Genomic DNA, 19,447 nt, shown 5'->3' with positions numbered 1-19,447 from the left:
TCATCCACCACGCGTACACTGCAGTTCCTCCGCGCCGTCCGCGCCCACCTGGCGACTGCGCGCGACGATGTGTTAGCCACTCCAACCCGGAGAACGCCGATGCGTGTCCTGCCCGCTGCGCTGCTGTGCCTGGCCCTGGCCGCCTGCTCGGACCAGGACAGCCCACGTCCGGCGACACTGCTCGCCGCCACGCCGGCGCAGGCCGATTTCGGCGCACTGCGCGTGCACTACAACGCCTTGCCCACGCTGGCGATGAGCGAGGACGTGGCGCATCGCTACGGCATCGCCCGCGAGGCCGACACTGCGCTGGTGATGATCGCGCTGCGCACTCTGCACGGCGGTGAGGAAACGCCGGCGGTCGGCACGGTCGACGTGGTGGCGACCGACCTCAGCGGACAACGCCAGCCGGTGGCGCTGCGCGCGGTCCGCACCGATGCCTACACCGACTACGTCGGTACGGTGCGCAGCAGCGCCCACGATCAGCTGCGCTTCGTGGTGAAGGTCCGCAGCGCCGACGGCGCCGGCACGGTGCGCTTCACCCGTAATTTCTAGCGCGCGTAGCGTCCCGCGCGCGCCTTCAGCTGTAGGAGCGGCTTCAGCCGCGACCGGGCGTTACCGGGAAAGCCCGGTCGCGGCTAAAAGCCGCTGCTACGGACAACCCGACATACGGACACCGATCAAGGTGATCACAGGTGCGCGTTGTGGGAGGGACTTCAGTCCCGACTGCATGCAGCATCAGGCACCTTTCTTCTTCGCTCGTCGCGACTGAAGCGCACGGTGAAGCGCCAAGTCTCCACCCTTCTCGACAAGCTCGGTAACCGCGACGGCCACCGACATCGCGTCGGGACTGAAGTCCCTCCCACACGTCCCGATCCCACATGGCGGCGCCGTCGCGTGCCGTAGGAGCTGCTTCAGCCGCGACCCGGCGTTACCGGTAAGGCATGTCGCGGCTAAAGCCGCTCCTACAGACAAACCGACCTATGCATACCAGGGCGATCACAGACGCGCGTTGTGGGAGGGACTTCAGTCCCGACTGCATGCCGCGTCAGGCAACTGCCCTCTTCGCTCTTCGCGCTGACGGGGCGCGGTGAAGCGCCACGTCTCCACCATGCTCGACAAGCTCGGTAACCGCGACGGCCACCGACATCGCGTCGGGACTGAGTCCCTCCCACATTGCCTCGATCCACATTGCGGCACCGTTGTGCGCAGGGGCGCGGCAACCGCAGCGACATCGCGCGGTTACCGTACGCAGGACGCGCCGCTCACTCCTCCGCCCAGCGCTGCGGCCCATCGCCGTGCGCGGCCAGGGTATCGGCCGGGTTGCTCAGCCGGCAACGGCGCAGCGACAGGCAGCCGCAGCCGATGCAGTCGGTGAGCTGGTGGCGCAGGCGGGTCAGTTGCAGGATGCGCGCGTCCAGTTCCTCGCGCCAGGCCGCCGACATCCGCGCCCACTCCGCGCGGGTCGGTGTGCGCGCGTCGGGCAACTGCGCGAAGGCGGCCTTGACGCTGTCCAGCGGCACGCCGACGCGTTGCGCCACGCGGATCACCGCCAGCCGGCGCAGCACGTCGCGGGTGTAGCGGCGCTGGTTGCCGGCGGTGCGCATGCTGCGGATCAGGCCCTTGCTCTCGTAGAAATGCAGCGCCGACACGGCCACGCCGCTGCGCGCGGCCACCTGCCCCACGCTCAGTTCCTCCTGCATCGCTTGACCTCGAGTCCGGTTGAGGTTGCATGCTGCACGGCCTGCAGGCGCCCACGCAAGTCGTCGCCGGCAGATGTCCATCCGTTCTCCCAGGTACTCCGATGCAAGACCACGCCGCTGCCGCCGATGTCCCGCCCACTCCTGCCGCTGCCGGTTCCGTGCTGGCGCCGGCCTATCGCGCCACCACCATCGGCATGGTCGCGCTGGTGTCGCTGATCGCCTTCGAGGCGCTGGCGGTAGCCGCGGCGATGCCGACCGTGGCCGGCGAACTGCAGGGCCTGCGGCTGTACGCGCTGGCCTTCGGCGGCACCCTGGCCACCAGCGTGATCGGCATGACCGTGGCCGGGCGCTGGAGCGATCTGCATGGGCCGGCGGCGCCGCTATGGACCGGCCTGGCCTGCTTCGTCTGCGGCCTGCTGCTGGCCGGCTTCGCCCCGTCGATGACGCTGCTGGTGGCCGGTCGGCTGGTGCAGGGCCTGGGTGCCGGCGCGATCTCGGTGGTGCTGTACGTGCTGGTCGCGCGGCTGTATCCGCAGGCGATCCGCCCGCGCATGTTCGCCGCGTTCTCAGCCGGCTGGGTGGTGCCGTCGCTGATCGGCCCCAGCATCAGCGGGCTGATCGTCGAACACGTCGGCTGGCGCTGGGTGTTCCTGGCGGTGCCGCTGCTGGCGCTGCCGGCGGCGGCGATGCTGTGGCCGGCGTTGCGGCGCCTGCCGCCCGCCGCGAGCGCGGACGGCGCCAGCGGCGCATCGCGGCTGTGGTCGCTGGGCGCGGCAGCCGGCGTCTGCCTGCTGTACCTGGGCGGCCAGCAGCGCGGGCTGTGGGCAGCGCTGCTGCTGCCGGCGGCGCTGGTGCTGTTGGTGCTGTGCACCTGGCGATTGCTGCCTGCCGGCACCCTGCACGCCGCGCGCGGCCTGCCCAGCGTGATCGCGCTGCGCGGCGTCGCCGGCTCGGCGTTCTTCGGCTGCGAGGCGTTCCTGCCGCTGCTGCTGTCGCGCGAACGCGGGCTGTCGCCGGTGTGGGCCGGCGTGGCGCTGAGCGCCGGCGCGCTGGGCTGGTTCGCCGGCTCCTGGTACCAGGGCCACTACGGCCGCGACGCCACCCGCCTGCGGCGGCTGCGGCTGGGCTGCACGCTGATGGCGCTGGGCATCGCGACCACGACCCTGGCGCTGCTGCCGTCGGTGCCGGCGGCACTGGCGATCGGCGGCTGGACCGCCACCGGCCTCGGCATGGGCCTGATCTACCCGACCCTGGCGGTGCTGACCCTGACCCTGTCGCCGCCGGCGCGGCAGGGCCGCAACAGTTCGGCGCTGCAGTTGAGCGAAGCGATCGCGGTGGCGACCACGCTGGCGGTCGGCGGCTCGCTGTTCTCTGCGCTACTGACCTACTCGGCTGCGGCGGCGTACCTGTCGACCTTCGCCGTCGCCGCGCTGATGGCCCTCCTCGGCCTGGGCATCGCCGGCCGGACCCAGCCGGCGCCAGGCTAGACCGTGTCGTCCATTCCCGCGCACGTCGCGCCGTGCTGGCGCACACGTGCGGCAGAGACGAGCGAGGCAACGATCCTCTGCCCGCACCCGAACGACGACGCGGCCATGGACGCGGATTGCGGCGCTTCTGGTGGGGACTGGCCGGGGCGCACCGGCAAGACGACGCCGCCTTCTCGGGGATCGAGAAAAGCGCTACGTCGCGCCCACGCCCCTGGCCCAGGCCTGGATGATGTCGGCGATGGCGCGAACGCCGTCGGTGAGCGCGGCCGGCCCCGGCTGCAGGATCAGCGGCGACTTGATCTCGAACAGTTGTCCGTCGCGCACCGCCGGCATCGCCGCCCAGCCCGGCCGCGCGGCGACGCGCTCGGGGCGGAAGCGCTTGCCGCACCAGGAGCCGAGGACGATGTCCGGCGCGCGCCGCACCACCTCGTCGCCATTGGCGAGTATCCGCGCCTTGGCCAACGGCTGCACCGACAGCTCCGGAAACACGTCGTCGCCGCCGGCGATGCCCACCAGTTCGGCGACCCAGCGGATGCCGGTGATGATCGGCTCGTCCCATTCCTCCAGATATACCCGCGGCCGCCGCGGCAGCGTGGCGGCCTGCGCGGCGATGGCATCGAGGCCGCGCTGCAGCGTGTCGGCGTAGTCCATGGCGCGCTGGCCAGCGCCGACCAGCGCGCCGAGCCGGCGGATGTAGTCGAGGATGCCGTCGACGCTGCGGTGGTTGGCGATCCACACCTCCACACCGTGCCGCACCAGTTCGGCGGCGATGTCGGCCTGGATGTCGGAGAAGCCGATCGCCAGGTCCGGCTGCAGCTTGAGGATCTCGCCGATCTTGGCGCTGGTGAAGGCGCTGACCTTGGGCTTGTCGCGGCGCGCCTGCGGCGGGCGCACGGTGAAGCCGCTGATGCCGACGATGCGCTGCTGTTCGCCGAGCGCGTACAGCGTCTCGGTCGGCTCCTCGGTCAGGCAGACGATGCGCTGCGGGCCCATACTCAGCGCGCCTCGTGCGGGCACGCGTGCACCGCGGCGGCGGCGCGGCAGGCCGGGCCGGCGGCGCTCACGGGAACAGCATCCGCTTGCTCCAGTGGCCTGCGGCATCGGCTTCGTAGCGCCAGCGTTCGTGCAGTCGGTACTTGGCGCCGTACCAGAACTCGAAATTGCGCGGCACCACGCGGAACCCGCCCCAGCCATCCGGACGCGGCACCTCGCGGCCCTCGAAGGTGGCCTCGGCCTTGGCCACGCGTTCCTCGAACTCCTCGCGCGATTCCAACGTGCGCGACTGCGCCGAGGCCCAGGCGCCGATCTGGCTCATGCGCGGGCGCGAGGCGAAATAGGCGTCGGCTTCGGCGGCTGCGACCAGTTGTACCTCGCCGTCGATGCGCACCTGCACCCCGTCCTCGCGCATGCGCCGCCACAGGAACAGCAGCGAGGCCTGCGGATTGGCCTGCAGCTCGCGGCCCTTCTGGCTGTCCAGGTGGGTGTAGAACACGAAGCCGCGCGCGTCGTAGGCCTTGAGCAGCACCACGCGCGACGACGGCCGCGCCTCCAGCGTGGCCGAGGACACGACCATGGCGTTGTATTCGGCCTCGTCGCTGGTGCGCGCCTCGGCGAACAGGTCGGCGAACGTGGACAGGGCTTCGGCGTAGAGATCGGGCATGGCGACAGGCACTCGGCGGACGATGCGCCATTGTCGCGCCATGCACCGCGCGACGCACGCCTCGCCGCACGACGGCACGCGCACGAGGCCTGCGCAGCGCGCGAGGCGGCGCCGGTCTCTGCTAGCATCGGCGGATGAATCCCGCCCCCAACCTGGTGCTGGTCGGCCCGATGGGTGCCGGCAAGAGCGTCATCGGCCGCCGCCTGGCCGAGCGCTTCGGCCTGGTCTTCGTCGACAGCGACCAGACCATCGTCGAGCGCACCGGCGCCAGCATCGCCTCGCTGTTCGAGCACGCCGGCGAAGCCGGTTTCCGCGAGCACGAGCGCGCGGTGCTGGAAAGCATCCTGAGCACGCCCGGCCACCTGATCTCCACCGGCGGCGGCGCCGTGCTCAATGCCGACAGCCGCCGCGAAATGCGCGAACACGGCTTCGTGGTGTACCTGCGGGTCGGCGTGGCCGCGCAACTGCAGCGCCTGCACCGCGACCGCAGCCGCCCGCTGTTGCAACGTGGCGACCGCGAGCAGGTGCTGCGCGACCTGCACGCGGTGCGCGAACCGCTGTACCGCGAGGTCGCCGACCTGATCCTGGACACCGATCACTTCACCCCGGCCGAAGCCACCGCACAGCTGGTCGTGCGCCTGGCCGCGTCGTGGAAACTTCCGGAACCCACTGCATGACGGCAGCATCGCGCACGGTCCAGGTCGCTGGCGACCCGGCCTACACCATCCACATCGGCCCCGGCCTGCTCGACGACGGCGCCGCCCTCGCCGCGCACGTGCGCGGCCGCCACGTGCTGCTGCTCAGCGACAGCCAGGTGGCGCCGCTGTACGCCGCGCAGGTCCGCAGCGCGCTGCTGGCGGCACGCCCGGAGCTGCAGATCGGCGAGTTCGTGATCCCCGCCGGCGAAGCCTCCAAGACCCTGGACCACTTCGCCGCGGCGATCGCCGCGCTGGCCGCCCTCGGCGCCACCCGCGACGCCTGCGTGCTGGCGCTGGGCGGCGGCGTGGTCGGCGACCTGGCCGGTTTCGCCGCCGCCTGCTGGATGCGCGGCGTGGATTGCGTGCAACTGCCCACCACGCTGCTGGCGATGGTCGACTCCTCGGTCGGCGGCAAGACCGCGGTGGACATCCCGCAGGGCAAGAACCTGGTCGGCGCCTTCCATCCGCCGCGCGCGGTGCTGGCCGACACCGCCACGCTGCGCAGCCTGCCGCCGCGCGAACTGCGCGCCGGGTTGGCCGAGGTGATCAAGTACGGCGCCATCCGCGACCCGCTGTTCTTCGAATGGCTGCATGCCGAACGCCGCGCACTGCTGGCCGGCGAGCCGGCCGCGCTGGCGCAGGCGATCGCGCGCAGCTGCGAACACAAGGCCGAGATCGTCGCCCGCGATCCACTGGAGAAGGGCGAGCGCGCCCTGCTCAACCTTGGCCACACCTTCGGCCACGCCATCGAGACCGAACAGGGCTACGGCGCCCCGGACAACGCCAACCTCAACCACGGCGAAGCGGTGGCGGTGGGCATGGTGCTGGCCGCCGAGCTGTCGGCCCGGCTGGGCATGGCCGGCGCGCAGGACACGGCGCAGCTGCGCGCGCTGCTGCAGGACTTCGGTCTGCCGACCGCGCTGCCGGCCGGGCTGGCGCCGGAGGCGCTGCTGGCGCGCATGCGCCTGGACAAGAAGAACCTGGCCGGACGCCTGCGGCTGGTGCTGTGGCGCGGCATCGGCCACGCCGAGATCGTCCCAGACGTGGACGAGGCCGAGGTGCTGGCGGTGCTGGCCGCCGGCTGAGCCGGCGCATCGCTTACGCCACAGCCGCCCACGCGCGCCGGTCGCGCCGGCGCGCCTGCACATGTCCCACCCGCACTCAGCGTGCCTGCCGCCACGCGCGCGGGGTCTGCCCGACCTGCGCCTTGAACACGCGCGACACCGCGGCCTCGCTGCCGTAGCCCACTTCGTCGGCAAGCTGCTTCAGCGGCCGCCCTTCGCGCAGGCCGCGTTGCACCAGAGCGATGCGCCAATCCTGCAGGTACTGGCCCGGCGTGCAGCCGAGGGTCTCGCGAAAACTGCGCGCGAACGCACTGCGCGACATGCCGGCACGGGCCGCCAGGCTCTCCAGCGTCCAGGGCTGCGCCGGGGCGTCGTGGATGCCGGTCAGCGCCAGCCGCAGCCGCGCATCCGCCATGCCGGCGAGCATGCCGCCGTCGGCGAGCCCCTGCTCCATCAACTCGCGGATCACGTGCACCAGCACCACCTCGAACAGCCGGTTCAACACCGCCTGGCGCCCGCAATGCTGCGCGAACGCTTCCTCGAACAGGATCCGCAGCAGCGCCTCGCCCTGGCGCAGCGTGTCCAGCGGCAGGCAGATGCAGGCCGGCAAGGCGCGCACCAGCGGATTGGCTGCGCCACCACTGAAGCGCAGGTGCGCGCAGGCGAAATCCGCACCGCGTTGCGCATCGATCTCGAAGCGATGCGGCATGGCCTGCGGGTACAGCAGCAGACTGGGTCGATCGATCCGCAGCACCTGTCCGTCGCCGTTGTGGACGACCACGCTGCCCTCGCGCAGCAGGTGCAGTTGCCCGCGGTCGCCATCGTCGAGCCGGTGCAGGCCGCACAGGGTGCCGGCGTGGAAGACCTCGGCGCTGACCGAAAAGTGGGTCAACAAGGCGGCCAGACGGTCGGTCACTCAGGACTCCAAGTAAAGTTTTATGGACGATTCGCGACCTATCGTACCGCCCTGGCGCGCAAAGTCACTCCTGTCGCCGGCATCTCGCCCGGCATGCCCCAGGAACCGCCATGAAGACTCTGCTCCCCTTGCTCGCCACCTCGCTGCTGGCCGGCGCGATCGGCACCGCCACCGCCGCAACGCCCGCCGATCAGCCCGCGCCGTTGCGCCCGGTCGCGAAGTTCCTCGATGCGCTCAACGGCAGCGGCGGCAAGCCGATCGAGCAGCTCACCCCGGCGCAGGCGCGCCAGGTGCTGGTCGATGCCCAGGCCAATACCCCGTTGCCGCCGGCCGAGGTCAGCCGCACCACCATCCAGGCCGACGGCAAGCCGCTGAACCTGGTGATCGTGCGGCCGCCGCACACCACCGGCCAGGTATTGCCGGCCTTCATGTTCTTCCACGGCGGAGGCTGGGTGCTGGGCGACTTCCCGACCCACGAACGCCTGATCCGCGACCTGGTCAACGCCTCTGGCGCGGTGGCCGTATACGTGGACTACACGCCGTCGCCGGAAGCGCAGTACCCGGTCGCCATCCACCAGGCCTATGCCGCCACCCGCTGGGTCGCCGAGCACGGCGCGCAGATCGGCGTGGACGGCAAGCGCCTGGCGCTGGCCGGCAACAGCGTCGGCGGCAACATGGTCGCGGCCGTGGCGCTGCAGGCCAAGGCGGCCGGAACGCCGGCGCTGCGCTACGACCTGATGCTGTGGCCGGTGACCGACGCCCGCTTCGACGACGGGTCGTACCAGCAGTTCCAGAGCGGCTACTTCCTCACCCGCAACATGATGACGTGGTTCTGGGACAACTACACCACCGATCCCAAGGCCCGCGCCGAGATCACCGCCTCGCCGCTGCGCGCGACCCCGGCGCAACTGGCCGGCCTGCCGCCGACGCTGATCCAGACCGCCGAGCTCGATGTACTGCGCGACGAGGGCGAAGCCTTCGGCCGCAAGCTGGACCAGGCCGGGGTGACGGTCACGGTGACCCGCTACAACGGCTTGATCCACGATTTCGGCCTGCTCAATGCCCTGCGCGACGTGCCCGCGGTGCGGACCGCGATCCAGCAGGCCGGCGACGGGCTGCGCGAACACCTGAAGTAAGCGCACCACCGGCGGCACGCCATGCAGCGCTCCCGGCTGCAGTGTGCCGCCCACCCGCGTCCAGCGCACTCAGGGCTGGGCAGGCTCCAGGGACGCATCGCCGCCCAGCGTGCGATACAGCGTGACCCGATTGGTCGCCGCGGTCAGTTCCACCGCGACCAGACTGCGCTGCGCCGCGTAGTAGCTGCGCTGCGCATCCAGGTTGGACAGCGCGCTCTCCACGCCGACGCGGTAGCGCTGCGCGCTGGCATCGTAGGTATTGGCGGCATCGGCGAGCAGATCCTGCTGCGCGCGCAACTGCGCATCGATGGTGCCGCGCCGGGCCAGCGCATCGGCCACTTCGCCGAAGGCGGTCTGCACGGTCTTTTCGTAGCCGGCCACGGCGGCGTCGCGCTGCGCCTCGGTGTAGCGCACGTTGGCGCGCGCCGCACCGCCATCGAACAAAGTGTAGGCGGCGCCCGCGCCCATCGAGCCGTTGAACGCGTCGTGGGTGAACAGGTCCGACAGCGCGGTGCTGGTCAAGCCCAGCAGGCCGCTCAGGCTGATGCGCGGAAACAACGCGGCGCGGGCCGCGCCGATCTCGGCATTGACCGCGCGCAGTTCGTACTCGGCCTGCACCACGTCGGGCCGGCGCAGCAGGATGGTCGTGTCCAGGCCGGCCGGCGGATCGCCGATGCGCGCCGCGGCATCGGCGATCGAAGCCGGCAACAGCGTCGGATCCACCGGAGCGCCCACCAGCACCTGCAGCGCATTGACGTCCTGCGCCATCGCCGTGGTCTGCGCGGCCAGGTCGGACTGCGCGGCATGCAGCACCTGGTTTGCCTGGTCCAGCGCCGAGTGCGGCACGATGCCGCCGTCCACCCGCTGCGCGGTCAGCGCCACGCTGGCGCCGGCACTGCGCACGGTGTCCTGCGCGATCGTCAGCAGGCTGCGGTCGCTGGCATAGGTCAGCCACGCCGTGGCGATGTCGCCGACCAGGGTCAGGCGCGTGGCGCGCGCCGCCGCCTCCTGTTCCAGGTAGCGCTGCTGCGCGGCCGCGGACAGCGCGTGGATACGGCCGAACAGGTCGAGTTCGAAGGCGGTGACGCCCAGGCCCAGGTCATAGTTGCTCGCGTAGCCCGCCGCTGGCGCGGCCGCTGCGTTGCCGCCCTGCGTGGCGTCGTTGGTCGGCGCCGCGCCCTTGCCGCGATAGGACCGCGCATAGTTGGCGCTGGCGCCGACCTCGGGCAACAGGGCGGCGCGCTGGATCCGGTACTGCGCCCGCGCCTGGGCGATATCGGCGAGCGCGATCCGCAGGTCGCGGTTGCTGTCCAGCGCCTGGGCGATCAGCGTCTGCAGGCGCGGGTCGCCGAACACCTGCCGGTAGCCCAGCGACGGCAGCGCGGCCTCGTGCTGCGCCAGGTAGGCGTCGCCCACCGGCCACGACGGCGGGATCGGGGCGGCGGGCCGCACATAGGCCGGGGTCAGGCTGCACGCCGACAGCAGGCACGCGGCACCGAGTGCGAGCACGCGCATCAGGCCGGCTCCGGCAGCGTCGGCGCGGATGGCGGCGCCGCTCCATCGCGGCGCGCGCGACGGCGCGCCAGCCACTCGGCCATCGCGATATGGAACGCCGGGGTCAGGTACAGGGTCAGTGCCTGCGAGAACAGCAGGCCGCCGACCACCGCGATGCCGAGCGGGCGGCGCGCTTCGGCGCCGGCGCCCACGCCCAACGCGATCGGCAGCGAGCCCAGCACGGCCGCCAGGGTGGTCATCATGATCGGGCGGAAACGCACCGTCGCCGCCTCCAGCATCGCCGCGCGCGGCTGCTTCCAGCGCGCATCGCCCGAGCGCTCCAGGTCCAGCGCGTAGTCCACCATCATGATGCCGTTCTTCTTGACCAGCCCGACCAGCAGGATCAGGCCGACGAAGCTGAAGAGATTGAGCTCCTGGCGGAACAGCACCAGCATGAGGATGGCGCCAAACCCGGCCAGCGGCAGCGAGGTCAGGATGGTGATCGGATGCAGCGCGTTCTCGTACAGGATCGCCAGCACGCCGTAGATCAGCAGCACGGTGATCAGCAGCAGCATCGGCAGGGTCTTCATCGAATTCTCGAAAGCCTGTGCCGAGCCGGCGAACTGGCCGCTGATCGCGCGCGCATCGCCCTTGCCCAGGGTCTGCGCCATCAGGTTGCCGATGCCCGCGGCGGCATCGCCCAGCGACACGCCGGGCGCCAGGTTCATCGACAGCGTCACCGCCGGCAGGCCGGCGTAGTGGTTGATCGCCACCGGTCCCACGCCCATGCGCACGTCGGCCACCGCGCGCAGCGGCACCATCGGGCCGCCGGCCGCGGTCAGCACCGCGCTGGTGCCGGAGCTGCTGTTGGAGGTCTGCGTGCCGATCGCGGTGATGCCCGGGTTCTGGTTGCCGTTGAACGACAGCGCATCCAGGCCGTTGAGGTCGGCCTGCGCCGATGGCTCGACCTGCAGCAGTACCTCGTACTGATCGGTGTCGCCGTAGATGGTGCTGATCTTGCGGCCGCCATACGCGCTCGCCAGGGTGTCCTGCAGGCCGGCGGCGGTGACGCCCAGCGCGGCGGCCTGCTCGCGGTGCAGGACGACCTCGATCTCCGGGTTCTTGAGCTGCAGGTCGCTCTGCGGATCCTGCACGTCGCGCAGTTGCCGGATGCGTTGCAGGATGGTGTCGGACTGGGCGTACAGCGCCTTCTGGTCGGTGGACTGCAGCACGTACTGCAGCGATCCGTTCGATGCCGTCGGCCCCATGTCGATCGCCGGCGGATTGCGCATGTTGAGGGTGATGCCCTGGATCGCGGCGACCTGCTTGCGCACGTCCTGGATCACCTCCTCGGCGCTGCCGCTGCGCTCGGACAGCGGCTTGAGCCCGATCAGCAGGCGCCCGCTGTTGCTGAGCGAATCGTCCGAGCCGATCACCGATTCGACGTTGGCCACGTTGGGATTGCGCTGGATGATCTTCACCACCGCCGCCTGCTTGGCGACGAAGTCGGCGAAGGCGGTGCCCTCGGGCACGCGGGTGTCGCCGTCGATCTTTCCCGAATCGACCTGCGGAATGAAGCCCTTCTCGACCACGGCGTAGACGCCGGCGGTGCCGACCAGGGTGGCCACACCGATCACGCACATCAGGCCGATGCGCTCGGTCGCCCAGGCCAGCGAGCGCGCGTAGCCGCGTTCGCTGGCGTCGACCAGCCGGTCGAAGCGCTCGAACACCCAGCCCGCGCTTTTCTTCGGATCGAGCCAGCGGCTGGCGAGCATCGGCGTGAGCGTCAGCGAGACGATCCCGGACAGGATCACCGCGATCGCGATCACCATGCCGAACTCGGAGAACAGCCGCCCGACCAGCCCGCCCATGAATACGATCGGCAGGAACACTGCCGACAGCGATACCGTCATCGACAGCACGGTGAAGCCGATCTCGCGCGAGGCAGCGATGGCCGCGTCCATGCGGCTGGCACCCTGCTCGGCGTGGCGGACGATGTTCTCGATGACCACGATGGCATCGTCGACCACGAAGCCGACCGACAGGGTCAGCGCCAGCATCGAAATGTTGTCCAGGCTGAAGTGCAGCAGGCGCATCACCGCGAAGGTGCCGATCAGCGAGGTCGGCAGCACCAGCGCCACGATCAGGGTCGCCATCCAGCTGCGCAGGAACAGCAGGATCACCACGATCACCAGCACCAGCGAACCGACCAGGGTCCACTCCACGTCCTCCACCGACGCGCCGATGTAGTCGCCGCGGTCGTAGAGCACATCGAGCTGGGCATCGCCGGGCAGCTGCGCGCGGATCCCCGGCAACGCCGCCTGGATGCCCTGGGTCACCGACAGCGTGTTGGCGCCGGGCTGGCGATGGATGTTGATCTCGATCGCGCGCTGGCCGTTGAGCGAGGCGGCGGTCTGCAGGTTCTCGACGCTGTCCTCGGCATGGCCGACGTCGCGCAGGCGCACCGGCGCGCCGTCGGCATAGGTCAGCACCATCGCATCGAAATCGGCCGCGCGCTTGAGCTGGCCGTCGGCGCGCACCGTGTAGGACCGCGCGCGCCCCATCAGCGTGCCGGCCGGCGCGTTGCTGTTGCCCGCCTGCACCGCCGAGACCACCTGGTCGAACCCCAGGTGGCGGGCGGCGAGCAGGTGCGGGTTGACGAACAGGCGCACCGCGTACTTCTGCGCGCCGTTGACGTCGATCTGGCCCGCGCCCGGCACCGAGGCCAGGCGCAGCGCCACGCGATCCTTGGCGAATTGGTTGAGCAGCGGCAGCGCGATGGTCCTGGAGCGCAGGATCAGGTGCATGATCGGCGCGGCGCTGGGATCCTCCTTCTGGATCTGCGCCGGGTTGATCTCGCGCGGCAGCAGGCCGGCCGCCTGCGAGACCGCGTTCTGCACGTCCTGCGCGGCGGCATCGACATTGCGGCTCAACGCGAACTGCAACACGATGCGGGTGCTGCCGACGCTGCTGGTCGAACTCATCGTATCCAGCCCCGGCAGACCGCTGAACTGGCGCTCCAGCGGCGTCGCCACCGCCGCGGCCATGGTCTCGGGATTGGCGCCGGGCAGCGACATGTTGACGGTGATGGTCGGGAAGCTGACGTCGGGCAGCTCGCTCACCGGCAGCGCGAAGTAGGCCATGCCGCCGGCCAGCACCAGCCCGATCATCAGCACCGAGGTCATCACCGCGCGGCGGATGAACAGCGCCGACAGGTTCACGCATGCCGTCCGGTCGCCGCCGCGTTCGGCGTGGCGTGCGGGTTGCCGGATTGCACCGCGGTGCCGTCGCGCAGTTCGTTGGGCACGGTGAGGATGACGCGATCGCCCGCGCGCAGGCCCTTGGCGATCACCGCCTGCCCATCGATCATCCGCGCCACGCTGAGCGGCCGCGCCACGGCGCGACCAGCGACCACGCAGTACACGTACGGCCCCTGCTGTCCCTGCTGCAAGGCGCTCTCGGGAACCGACAGGGCCTGCGGATCCTCCGCCAGGATCACCCGCACGGTGACGAACTGCCCCGGCCACAGCGTGGCGCCGGCGTTGGCGAAGCGCGCGCGCAGTTCCAGGGTGCCGCTGCTGGTGTCGAAGGCATTGTCGAGGAACGCCAGCTCGCCGCGAGCCAGCAGCGTGCCTTTCACCGCATCCAGCGCCAGCACCGGCAAGCCCAGGCCCTGGCGCCCCATCGGCGCCGCGCGCACCGCGTCGACCTGCACATGCGCCAGGGCGAAGCGCACCTCGATCGGCGTGCTGACGTTGAGCGTCACCAGCGCCGTGCCGGAACCGCTGGACACCAGGTTGCCCGGCTTGACCGCGATGGCGCCGGCGCGGCCGTCGATGGGCGCGCGGACCTCGGTGTAGGCCAGCGACAGTCGGGTCTGCTCGACCTGCGCCTGGTCGGCGGCGACGGTGCCGCGCAGCGAGCGCAACGTGTCGGCCGCGGTGGTGTAGGTCTTGGGATCGACCGCGCCCGTCCTGGACAGCTTGGCGTAGCGCGCCTCGGTATCGGCCGCGTCGGCCGCCAGCGCCTGGTCGCGGGCCAGGGTGGCGCGCGCCTGCGTCAACGCCGCCCGCAGCGGCCGCGGATCGATGGTGAACAGCAGTTGCCCGGCGTGGACCTGCTCGCCGTCATGGATCAGCACCGACTGCAGCACCCCGTCGGCCTGCGCGCGCACCTCAACGGTCTGCGGCGACAGCAGCGTGCCGGAGGTCTCGATGATGTCCGGCACCCGGTGCGGTACGACCGTCATGGTCTGCACCCGCAAGGGCTCGGGTGCCGGCGCGGGGTGTTGGCGGTGTGCCTGCCAATACCAGCCGCCGAGGATCAGCAGGCACAGCGCGGCCAGTCCGGCGAAGATCGCGACACGCCCCATGCCGTGCGCGGCGCGTGGCATGGCGCGCTCGCCGGCACGCCAGGGTGGCGCGCACAGCAGTGAGAAATCGTCGAAGGCGGCAGCAGGCCGTGCGGGATCCCGTCCCGCGCCGACCTCAGGGTGCTGCCCAGGGAACCGCCCATCGCTCTGGCTTCGCATGCCGGCCGCGTCCGCACTCGTGGTGAATGGCCATGCCGTGACACCAGGATCTCTGTGCGCACGCAGCGGCATAGCCTGTCCCAATGACGCCACATCGACAGTGATGGCTCCGTGATAGAACGCACATCAGCACGCGCAATGTGCGTCGCCGTCGGCACACGTCATCTACAGCGGCACGCCCCGCCACCGCATGCGCGCGATCGCGGGGCCCGCCGGCCAGGAACCACGCCTCGGCGCTCACGGACTGCCGTCGCGCTCCACCACCAGCACCCGCGCCGGCCCCTGCGGGTGCGCCACGTGCTCGGTGCCCTCCGGCGCATGGAACACGTCGCCGGCCTGCAGCAGCGCCGCCTGCTCGACGCCATGCACGCGCCAGCGCATCTGCACCTGCCCATCCAGGACCACGAACACCTCCTGGCCGTCGTTGACGTGCCAGACATAGGGCTGGTCGGTCCAGTGGATGCGCACGCCGATCCCGTCCAGCAACGCCACCGGCAGCGCCTCCCAGGCGCGGCTGCCGGTGAAGTCACGCGCACGCAGCACCCGCGGCGCGGCGCTCATGCCAGGCCGCGCGCGCGGCGGTTGGACTGCAGCACGTTGTCGCGCGGCAGCGGCAGCCCCGCCTCCACCGCTGCGATCCACTGCGCGGTGTCGGCGACCGCGGCGAAGTTGCTGTGGAACACCACGCCGAACACCCGGTGGATCTCCTCGGCACTGGCCTGGCCGGCGGCGTTGGCGTAGGGCAGCGCGCCGCTGGCGTCGCCCAGCACTTCCACCGCCAGCCCGCGGTGGAAGGCCTCATACACGGTGGAGGCGTTGCAGTTGTGGGTCATGTAGCCGACCACGGTCAGGGTGTCGATCGCCTGCGCCTGCAGCCAGGCGGCCAGGTCGGTGTCGGCGAACACGCTGGGCCGGGTCTTGCGCAGCAGCCGGGTGTGCGGCCGCGCGGCGACCTGCGGGTGCAAGGCCCAGCCGGCGCTGCCGTCGGCGAACACCGGTGACTGCGCCGGCGCGGTGTGCTGCACCACCAGCACCGGCACGCCGTGCGCCTGTGCCGCATCCATCGCCTGCAGGATGTGGGGCAGCGACTGCGCCACCGGCGGATGGGCGATGGGCAGCGCGCCGTCGAAGTACTCGTTCTGGACATCGATGACCAGCAAAGCGCGGCGGGGGGAAGACATGCGGTGGCTCCAGGGTTGAGAGGCCGCCAGTGTCGGCGGCCGGGTGCGCGGCGACGAGTGGCCCGAAACACCGTTTTCGCTAAAATCGGGCCATGTCGCCGCATCGCATCGCCGTGGTCGCCTTCGACCGCATCAGCCCCTTCCACCTCGCGGTGCCTTGCCAGGTGTTCGAGGCGCGGCCGGACACCGACCTGCCGGCCTTCGACCTGCGCGTGTGCGCCGCCGAACCGGGCCTGCTGCGCACCGACGCCGGGTTCGCCATCCAGGTGCAGCATGGCCTGGAGGCGCTGGACGGCGCCGACACGGTGATCGTGCCGTCCTGGCGCGATGCCGCCGAGCCGGCACCGGCGGCGCTGTGCCAGGCCCTGCGCCGCGCCCACGCCGCCGGCGCGCAGGTGGTGGGCCTGTGCCTGGGCACCTTCGTGCTGGCCGACGCCGGCCTGCTCGACGGCCGCCCCGCCACCACCCACTGGGCGGCACTGGACCGCTTCGCGCAGCGCCACCCGCAGGTGCGGCTGCAGCCGGACGTGCTGTACGTGGACGACGGCGACGTGCTGACCTCGGCCGGCACCGTGGCCGGCATCGATTGCTGCCTGCACCTGGTCCGCCGCCGCCACGGCGCCGAGGTCGCCAACCGCATCGCCCGGCGCCTGGTGGTGGCGCCGCACCGCCAGGGCGGGCAGGCGCAGTACGTCGAACAGCCGCTGCCGGCCAGCCGCCGCGATGCCCTGCTCGGTCCGACCCTGGACTGGATGCTGCAGCGGCTGGAGCAGCCGCTGCGCCTGGACGCACTGGCCGCACACGCGCGGATGAGCCGGCGCAGCTTCACCCGGCAGTTCCGCCAGGTGACCGGGACCACCGTGGTGCAATGGCTGGCGCACCAGCGCCTGGTCCGCGCCCAGCAACTGCTGGAAAGCACCGACCTGGCGCTGGAGCGGATCGCCGCCACCTGTGGCTTCGGCAGCGCCGGCGCGCTGCGCCAGCAGTTCGCACGCGCCCTGGGCGTGCCGCCCTCGGCCTACCGCCGCGGCTTCCGCGCCGGCTGACAGCGGCCCGCTGCGTTCCGGCGCTCGCGCCACGTCGCCCGCACCGGCAACCGCTACAATCAGCGCATGCGCGTCTTCCTCCAGCAACGCCCCGACGGCAACGAGCCGCCACGCTACCTCCAGTTGACCCTGCAGCCGGACCTGCTCGGCGGTTGGGAACTGTTGCGCGAAAGCGGCCAGATCGGCGGCCGCGCGCAACTGCGGCGCGAGCTGTACCTGCAGCAGGACGACGCCCACGCCGCCTTCGAGAAAGCCCGCGACGCGCAACTCAAGCGCGGCTTCCAGGTCATGTTCACCCGTGGCGCCGACGCGCCGCGCTAAGGAATCCCCATGCTCAAGAACGACCGCCTGCTGCGCGCGCTGCGCCGCGAGCCCGTGGACCAGACCCCCGTGTGGCTGATGCGCCAGGCCGGGCGCTACCTGCCCGAGTACCGCGCCACCCGCGCCCGCGCCGGCAGCTTCCTGGCCATGGCCAAGACCCCGGAACTGGCCTGCGAAGTGACCCTGCAGCCACTGGCGCGGTTCCCGCTGGACGCGGCGATCCTGTTCTCGGACATCCTCACCATTCCCGATGCGATGGGCCTGGAGCTGTACTTCGTCGAAGGCGAAGGCCCCAAGTTCCGCCACCCGGTGCGCGACGCCGCGGCGATCGCCCGGCTCGGGGTGCCGGACATGGAGACCGAACTGCGCTACGTGATGGACGCGGTGCGGGTGATCCGCCGCGAACTGGACGGCAGCGTGCCGCTGATCGGCTTCTCCGGCAGCCCCTGGACCCTGGCCTGCTACATGGTCGAGGGCGGCGGCAGCGACAACTACGCGCGGATCAAGGCGCTGGCGTTGAACGACCCGGCGGCGCTGCACCAGCTGCTGTCGGTCAACACCGACGCGGTGATCGCCTACCTGGCGGCGCAGCGCGCGGCCGGCGCGCAGGCGCTGCAGGTGTTCGACACCTGGGGCGGCGTGCTGAGCCCGGCGATGTACCGCGAGTTCTCCCTGCCCTACCTGCAGCGCATCGCCCGGGAGCTGGCGCGCGGCGACGGCGCCGAGCGCACCCCGCTGATCCTGTTCGGCAAGGGCAATGCGCCCTACCTGGAGGAACTGGCCGGCTCCGGCGCCGAAGGCGTGGGCGTGGACTGGACCATCGACCTGGCCGACGCCGCGCGCCGCACCGGCGGCCGCGTCGCCCTGCAGGGCAATCTGGACCCGGCGATGCTGTACGGCGCGCCGGAGGCGATCGAACGCGAAGTGCAGCGCGTGCTACGCAGCTATGCCGACGGCAATAACGGCTCGCTGGACGGCCACGTGTTCAACCTCGGCCACGGCCTGTCGCCGGACATGCAGCCCGAACACGTCGGCGCGCTAGTGGCGGCGGTGCAGCGGCATAGTCGGCGCGGGTAGCCGCGCCGGGATTCGGGATTCGGGATTCGGGATTCGGGATTCGGGATTGCAGCATGCGGTCCCTTCGGCGGATCGCGATCCGGCGATGGCGACCGCAATGCGGCCGGTGCGGAAACCGCGCCTCCTCAGCCACCCCGATACCTGCGCAGGCGTCGCGTTGGCCGCCTAGGTGCCGGAAGGCGCGACGTATCGGCACGCGGTCTGCAGCAACCAGTCCCTGACCGCCAGCGCCGCCGCCCTGGCGCGACGCCGCTCCGGCATCAGCAGGCGATAAGCCATGCCCGGCAGCCGCGGACCGGCGACGATGCGCAACACGCCCATCCGCAGTTCCTCTTCCACCAGACGCAGGCTCAGTAGCGCCACGCCCTGACCCGCGATCGCGGCCTGAATGGCATGGCTTTCCTGCGAATAGCGGATGCCGGCCGACATCGAATCCGGCGCGTGTCCCGCGCGGTGCGCCCAACCGGCCCAGGTCAGTTCCGGCGGCGGGGCACGATACCAGTCGAAGTGGATCAACGGCCAGCGCGCGCTATCGTCCGCCAGCGTTGCGGCCAGCGCAGGACTGGCCACCGCGGCGAAGTGATCGTCCAGCAGCACGGTGGCGCCGGCGCAGGCATGGTCGGCGGGGCCGTAGCGGATCGCCAGATCCGCGACACCGGCCTCCAGGTCCGCAGGCGCATCCGACGCATGCACATGCAGGTCGATCTGCGGATGCGCCGCCTGCAGGGCGCTCAGTTTCGGCACCAGCCACTTGCTGGCAAACGCGGGCGTGGCCGAAACCACCACGCAGGCCCGCCGCGCACCACGCACCTGCTCCACCGCCGCCGCGATGGTCTGCAGGCCGCTGTTCACCGCCACGAACAGCACCTCTCCATCGGCGGTCAGTTCCACTGCACGCACCTTGCGCAGGAACAGCGGGCGCTCAAGCGCCTGCTCCAGCGCGCGGATGCGGTGGCTGATGGCGGTCGCGGTAACGGCCAGTTCCGCGCCGGCGCCCTTGAAGCTGCGCAAACGCGCGGCGGCTTCGAACGCGCGCAGGGCACTGAGAGGGGGAAGCCGCAGGCTCATGCATGGATGATCTCATCTCACCCGTCGGCTGAAAACATAACGTTTGTCGGGCTAGAGGGCGCGGCCGA

At 71.4% G+C, this 19,447-nt stretch carries 18 protein-coding genes and 1 other RNA gene; 9 read left to right on the top strand and 10 right to left on the bottom strand.

Annotated features, from left to right (window positions below; translation table 11 throughout):
- Positions 1 to 2: 2 nt before the first annotated feature.
- Positions 3 to 78, top strand: a non-coding RNA gene (locus QN245_RS06695) — sX9 sRNA.
- Positions 79 to 99: 21 nt separating this feature from the next.
- Entirely contained in the window at positions 100 to 552 is a 453-nt protein-coding gene (locus tag QN245_RS06690; protein ID WP_184645712.1) for a DUF4426 domain-containing protein, read from the top strand.
- 710 nt (positions 553 to 1,262) lie between these two features.
- Here the strand turns inward: QN245_RS06690 and soxR are convergent.
- Complete coding sequence (gene soxR / locus QN245_RS06685; RefSeq protein ID WP_160965470.1) at positions 1,263 to 1,700, bottom strand: redox-sensitive transcriptional activator SoxR; 438 nt, start codon at positions 1,698 to 1,700, stop codon at positions 1,263 to 1,265.
- Positions 1,701 to 1,801: 101 nt separating this feature from the next.
- On the opposite strand from soxR, the gene QN245_RS06680 reads away from it, so the two are divergent.
- Entirely contained in the window at positions 1,802 to 3,187 is a 1,386-nt protein-coding gene (locus QN245_RS06680) for an MFS transporter (RefSeq protein ID WP_317844890.1), read from the top strand.
- A gap of 192 nt (positions 3,188 to 3,379) precedes the next feature.
- Here the strand turns inward: QN245_RS06680 and QN245_RS06675 are convergent, their stop codons facing one another.
- Entirely contained in the window at positions 3,380 to 4,180 is an 801-nt protein-coding gene (locus QN245_RS06675) for a cobalamin-binding protein (RefSeq protein ID WP_317845319.1), read from the bottom strand.
- Between the two features lie 67 nt (positions 4,181 to 4,247).
- The gene (gene pdxH / locus QN245_RS06670) at positions 4,248 to 4,847 is read right to left on the bottom strand and encodes a pyridoxamine 5'-phosphate oxidase (RefSeq protein ID WP_160965474.1); all 600 of its coding nucleotides are present in this window, start codon (positions 4,845 to 4,847) and stop codon (positions 4,248 to 4,250) included.
- Positions 4,848 to 4,981: 134 nt separating this feature from the next.
- On the opposite strand from pdxH, the gene QN245_RS06665 reads away from it, so the two are divergent.
- Both QN245_RS06665 and aroB read left to right on the top strand, forming a co-directional pair.
- Positions 4,982 to 5,524 carry a shikimate kinase gene (locus QN245_RS06665; protein WP_017910873.1) on the top strand — a complete coding sequence of 181 codons (543 nt, stop codon included), beginning with the start codon at positions 4,982 to 4,984 and terminating at the stop codon, positions 5,522 to 5,524.
- Complete coding sequence (gene aroB / locus QN245_RS06660) at positions 5,521 to 6,630, top strand: 3-dehydroquinate synthase (RefSeq protein WP_317844889.1); 1,110 nt, start codon at positions 5,521 to 5,523, stop codon at positions 6,628 to 6,630. The genes QN245_RS06665 and aroB overlap by 4 nt, the downstream gene beginning before the upstream one ends.
- A gap of 76 nt (positions 6,631 to 6,706) precedes the next feature.
- On the opposite strand, the gene QN245_RS06655 is transcribed toward aroB, so the two are convergent.
- A complete protein-coding gene (locus QN245_RS06655; RefSeq protein WP_184446868.1) occupies positions 6,707 to 7,525 on the bottom strand; it encodes an AraC family transcriptional regulator in 819 nt (272 codons plus the stop codon).
- Between the two features lie 110 nt (positions 7,526 to 7,635).
- Between QN245_RS06655 and QN245_RS06650 the strand changes: the two genes are divergently transcribed.
- Complete coding sequence (locus QN245_RS06650; RefSeq protein ID WP_317844888.1) at positions 7,636 to 8,661, top strand: alpha/beta hydrolase; 1,026 nt, start codon at positions 7,636 to 7,638, stop codon at positions 8,659 to 8,661.
- Between the two features lie 69 nt (positions 8,662 to 8,730).
- On the opposite strand, the gene QN245_RS06645 is transcribed toward QN245_RS06650, so the two are convergent.
- The 5 genes from QN245_RS06645 to QN245_RS06625 all read right to left on the bottom strand — a co-directional run bounded on the left by QN245_RS06645 (position 8,731) and on the right by QN245_RS06625 (position 15,867).
- Positions 8,731 to 10,176 (bottom strand): efflux transporter outer membrane subunit, encoded by a 1,446-nt coding sequence (locus QN245_RS06645; RefSeq protein ID WP_317844887.1) that lies wholly within the window; start codon positions 10,174 to 10,176, stop codon positions 8,731 to 8,733.
- Positions 10,176 to 13,376, bottom strand: coding sequence for an efflux RND transporter permease subunit (locus tag QN245_RS06640; protein WP_317844886.1), 3,201 nt, complete (start codon positions 13,374 to 13,376; stop codon positions 10,176 to 10,178). The genes QN245_RS06645 and QN245_RS06640 overlap by 1 nt, the downstream gene beginning before the upstream one ends.
- Positions 13,373 to 14,548 (bottom strand): efflux RND transporter periplasmic adaptor subunit, encoded by a 1,176-nt coding sequence (locus QN245_RS06635; RefSeq protein WP_317844885.1) that lies wholly within the window; start codon positions 14,546 to 14,548, stop codon positions 13,373 to 13,375. Before QN245_RS06635 ends, QN245_RS06640 begins: the two co-directional genes overlap by 4 nt.
- A 375-nt stretch (positions 14,549 to 14,923) precedes the next feature.
- The gene (locus QN245_RS06630) at positions 14,924 to 15,247 is read right to left on the bottom strand and encodes a cupin domain-containing protein (protein ID WP_317844884.1); all 324 of its coding nucleotides are present in this window, start codon (positions 15,245 to 15,247) and stop codon (positions 14,924 to 14,926) included.
- Entirely contained in the window at positions 15,244 to 15,867 is a 624-nt protein-coding gene (locus tag QN245_RS06625; RefSeq protein WP_317844883.1) for a cysteine hydrolase family protein, read from the bottom strand. The genes QN245_RS06630 and QN245_RS06625 overlap by 4 nt, the downstream gene beginning before the upstream one ends.
- Positions 15,868 to 15,959: 92 nt before the next feature.
- On the opposite strand from QN245_RS06625, the gene QN245_RS06620 reads away from it, so the two are divergent.
- From QN245_RS06620 to hemE, 3 genes are all read left to right on the top strand, one after another.
- The gene (locus QN245_RS06620) at positions 15,960 to 16,913 is read left to right on the top strand and encodes a GlxA family transcriptional regulator (RefSeq protein ID WP_184446874.1); all 954 of its coding nucleotides are present in this window, start codon (positions 15,960 to 15,962) and stop codon (positions 16,911 to 16,913) included.
- 66 nt (positions 16,914 to 16,979) lie between these two features.
- Entirely contained in the window at positions 16,980 to 17,234 is a 255-nt protein-coding gene (locus tag QN245_RS06615) for a WGR domain-containing protein (RefSeq protein WP_160959941.1), read from the top strand.
- Positions 17,235 to 17,243: 9 nt separating this feature from the next.
- A complete protein-coding gene (gene hemE / locus QN245_RS06610; protein ID WP_184446875.1) occupies positions 17,244 to 18,311 on the top strand; it encodes a uroporphyrinogen decarboxylase in 1,068 nt (355 codons plus the stop codon).
- Between the two features lie 165 nt (positions 18,312 to 18,476).
- Here the strand turns inward: hemE and QN245_RS06605 are convergent, their stop codons facing one another.
- Positions 18,477 to 19,379 carry a LysR substrate-binding domain-containing protein gene (locus QN245_RS06605; protein ID WP_317844882.1) on the bottom strand — a complete coding sequence of 301 codons (903 nt, stop codon included), beginning with the start codon at positions 19,377 to 19,379 and terminating at the stop codon, positions 18,477 to 18,479.
- Positions 19,380 to 19,447: the final 68 nt, after the last annotated feature.

This window comes from Xanthomonas rydalmerensis (assembly GCF_033170385.1).
GTDB classification, from domain to species: domain Bacteria; phylum Pseudomonadota; class Gammaproteobacteria; order Xanthomonadales; family Xanthomonadaceae; genus Xanthomonas_A; species Xanthomonas_A rydalmerensis.
The sequence above is the reverse complement of the archived record's forward strand: the minus strand, read 5'-3'. Positions and strand labels throughout refer to the sequence as shown.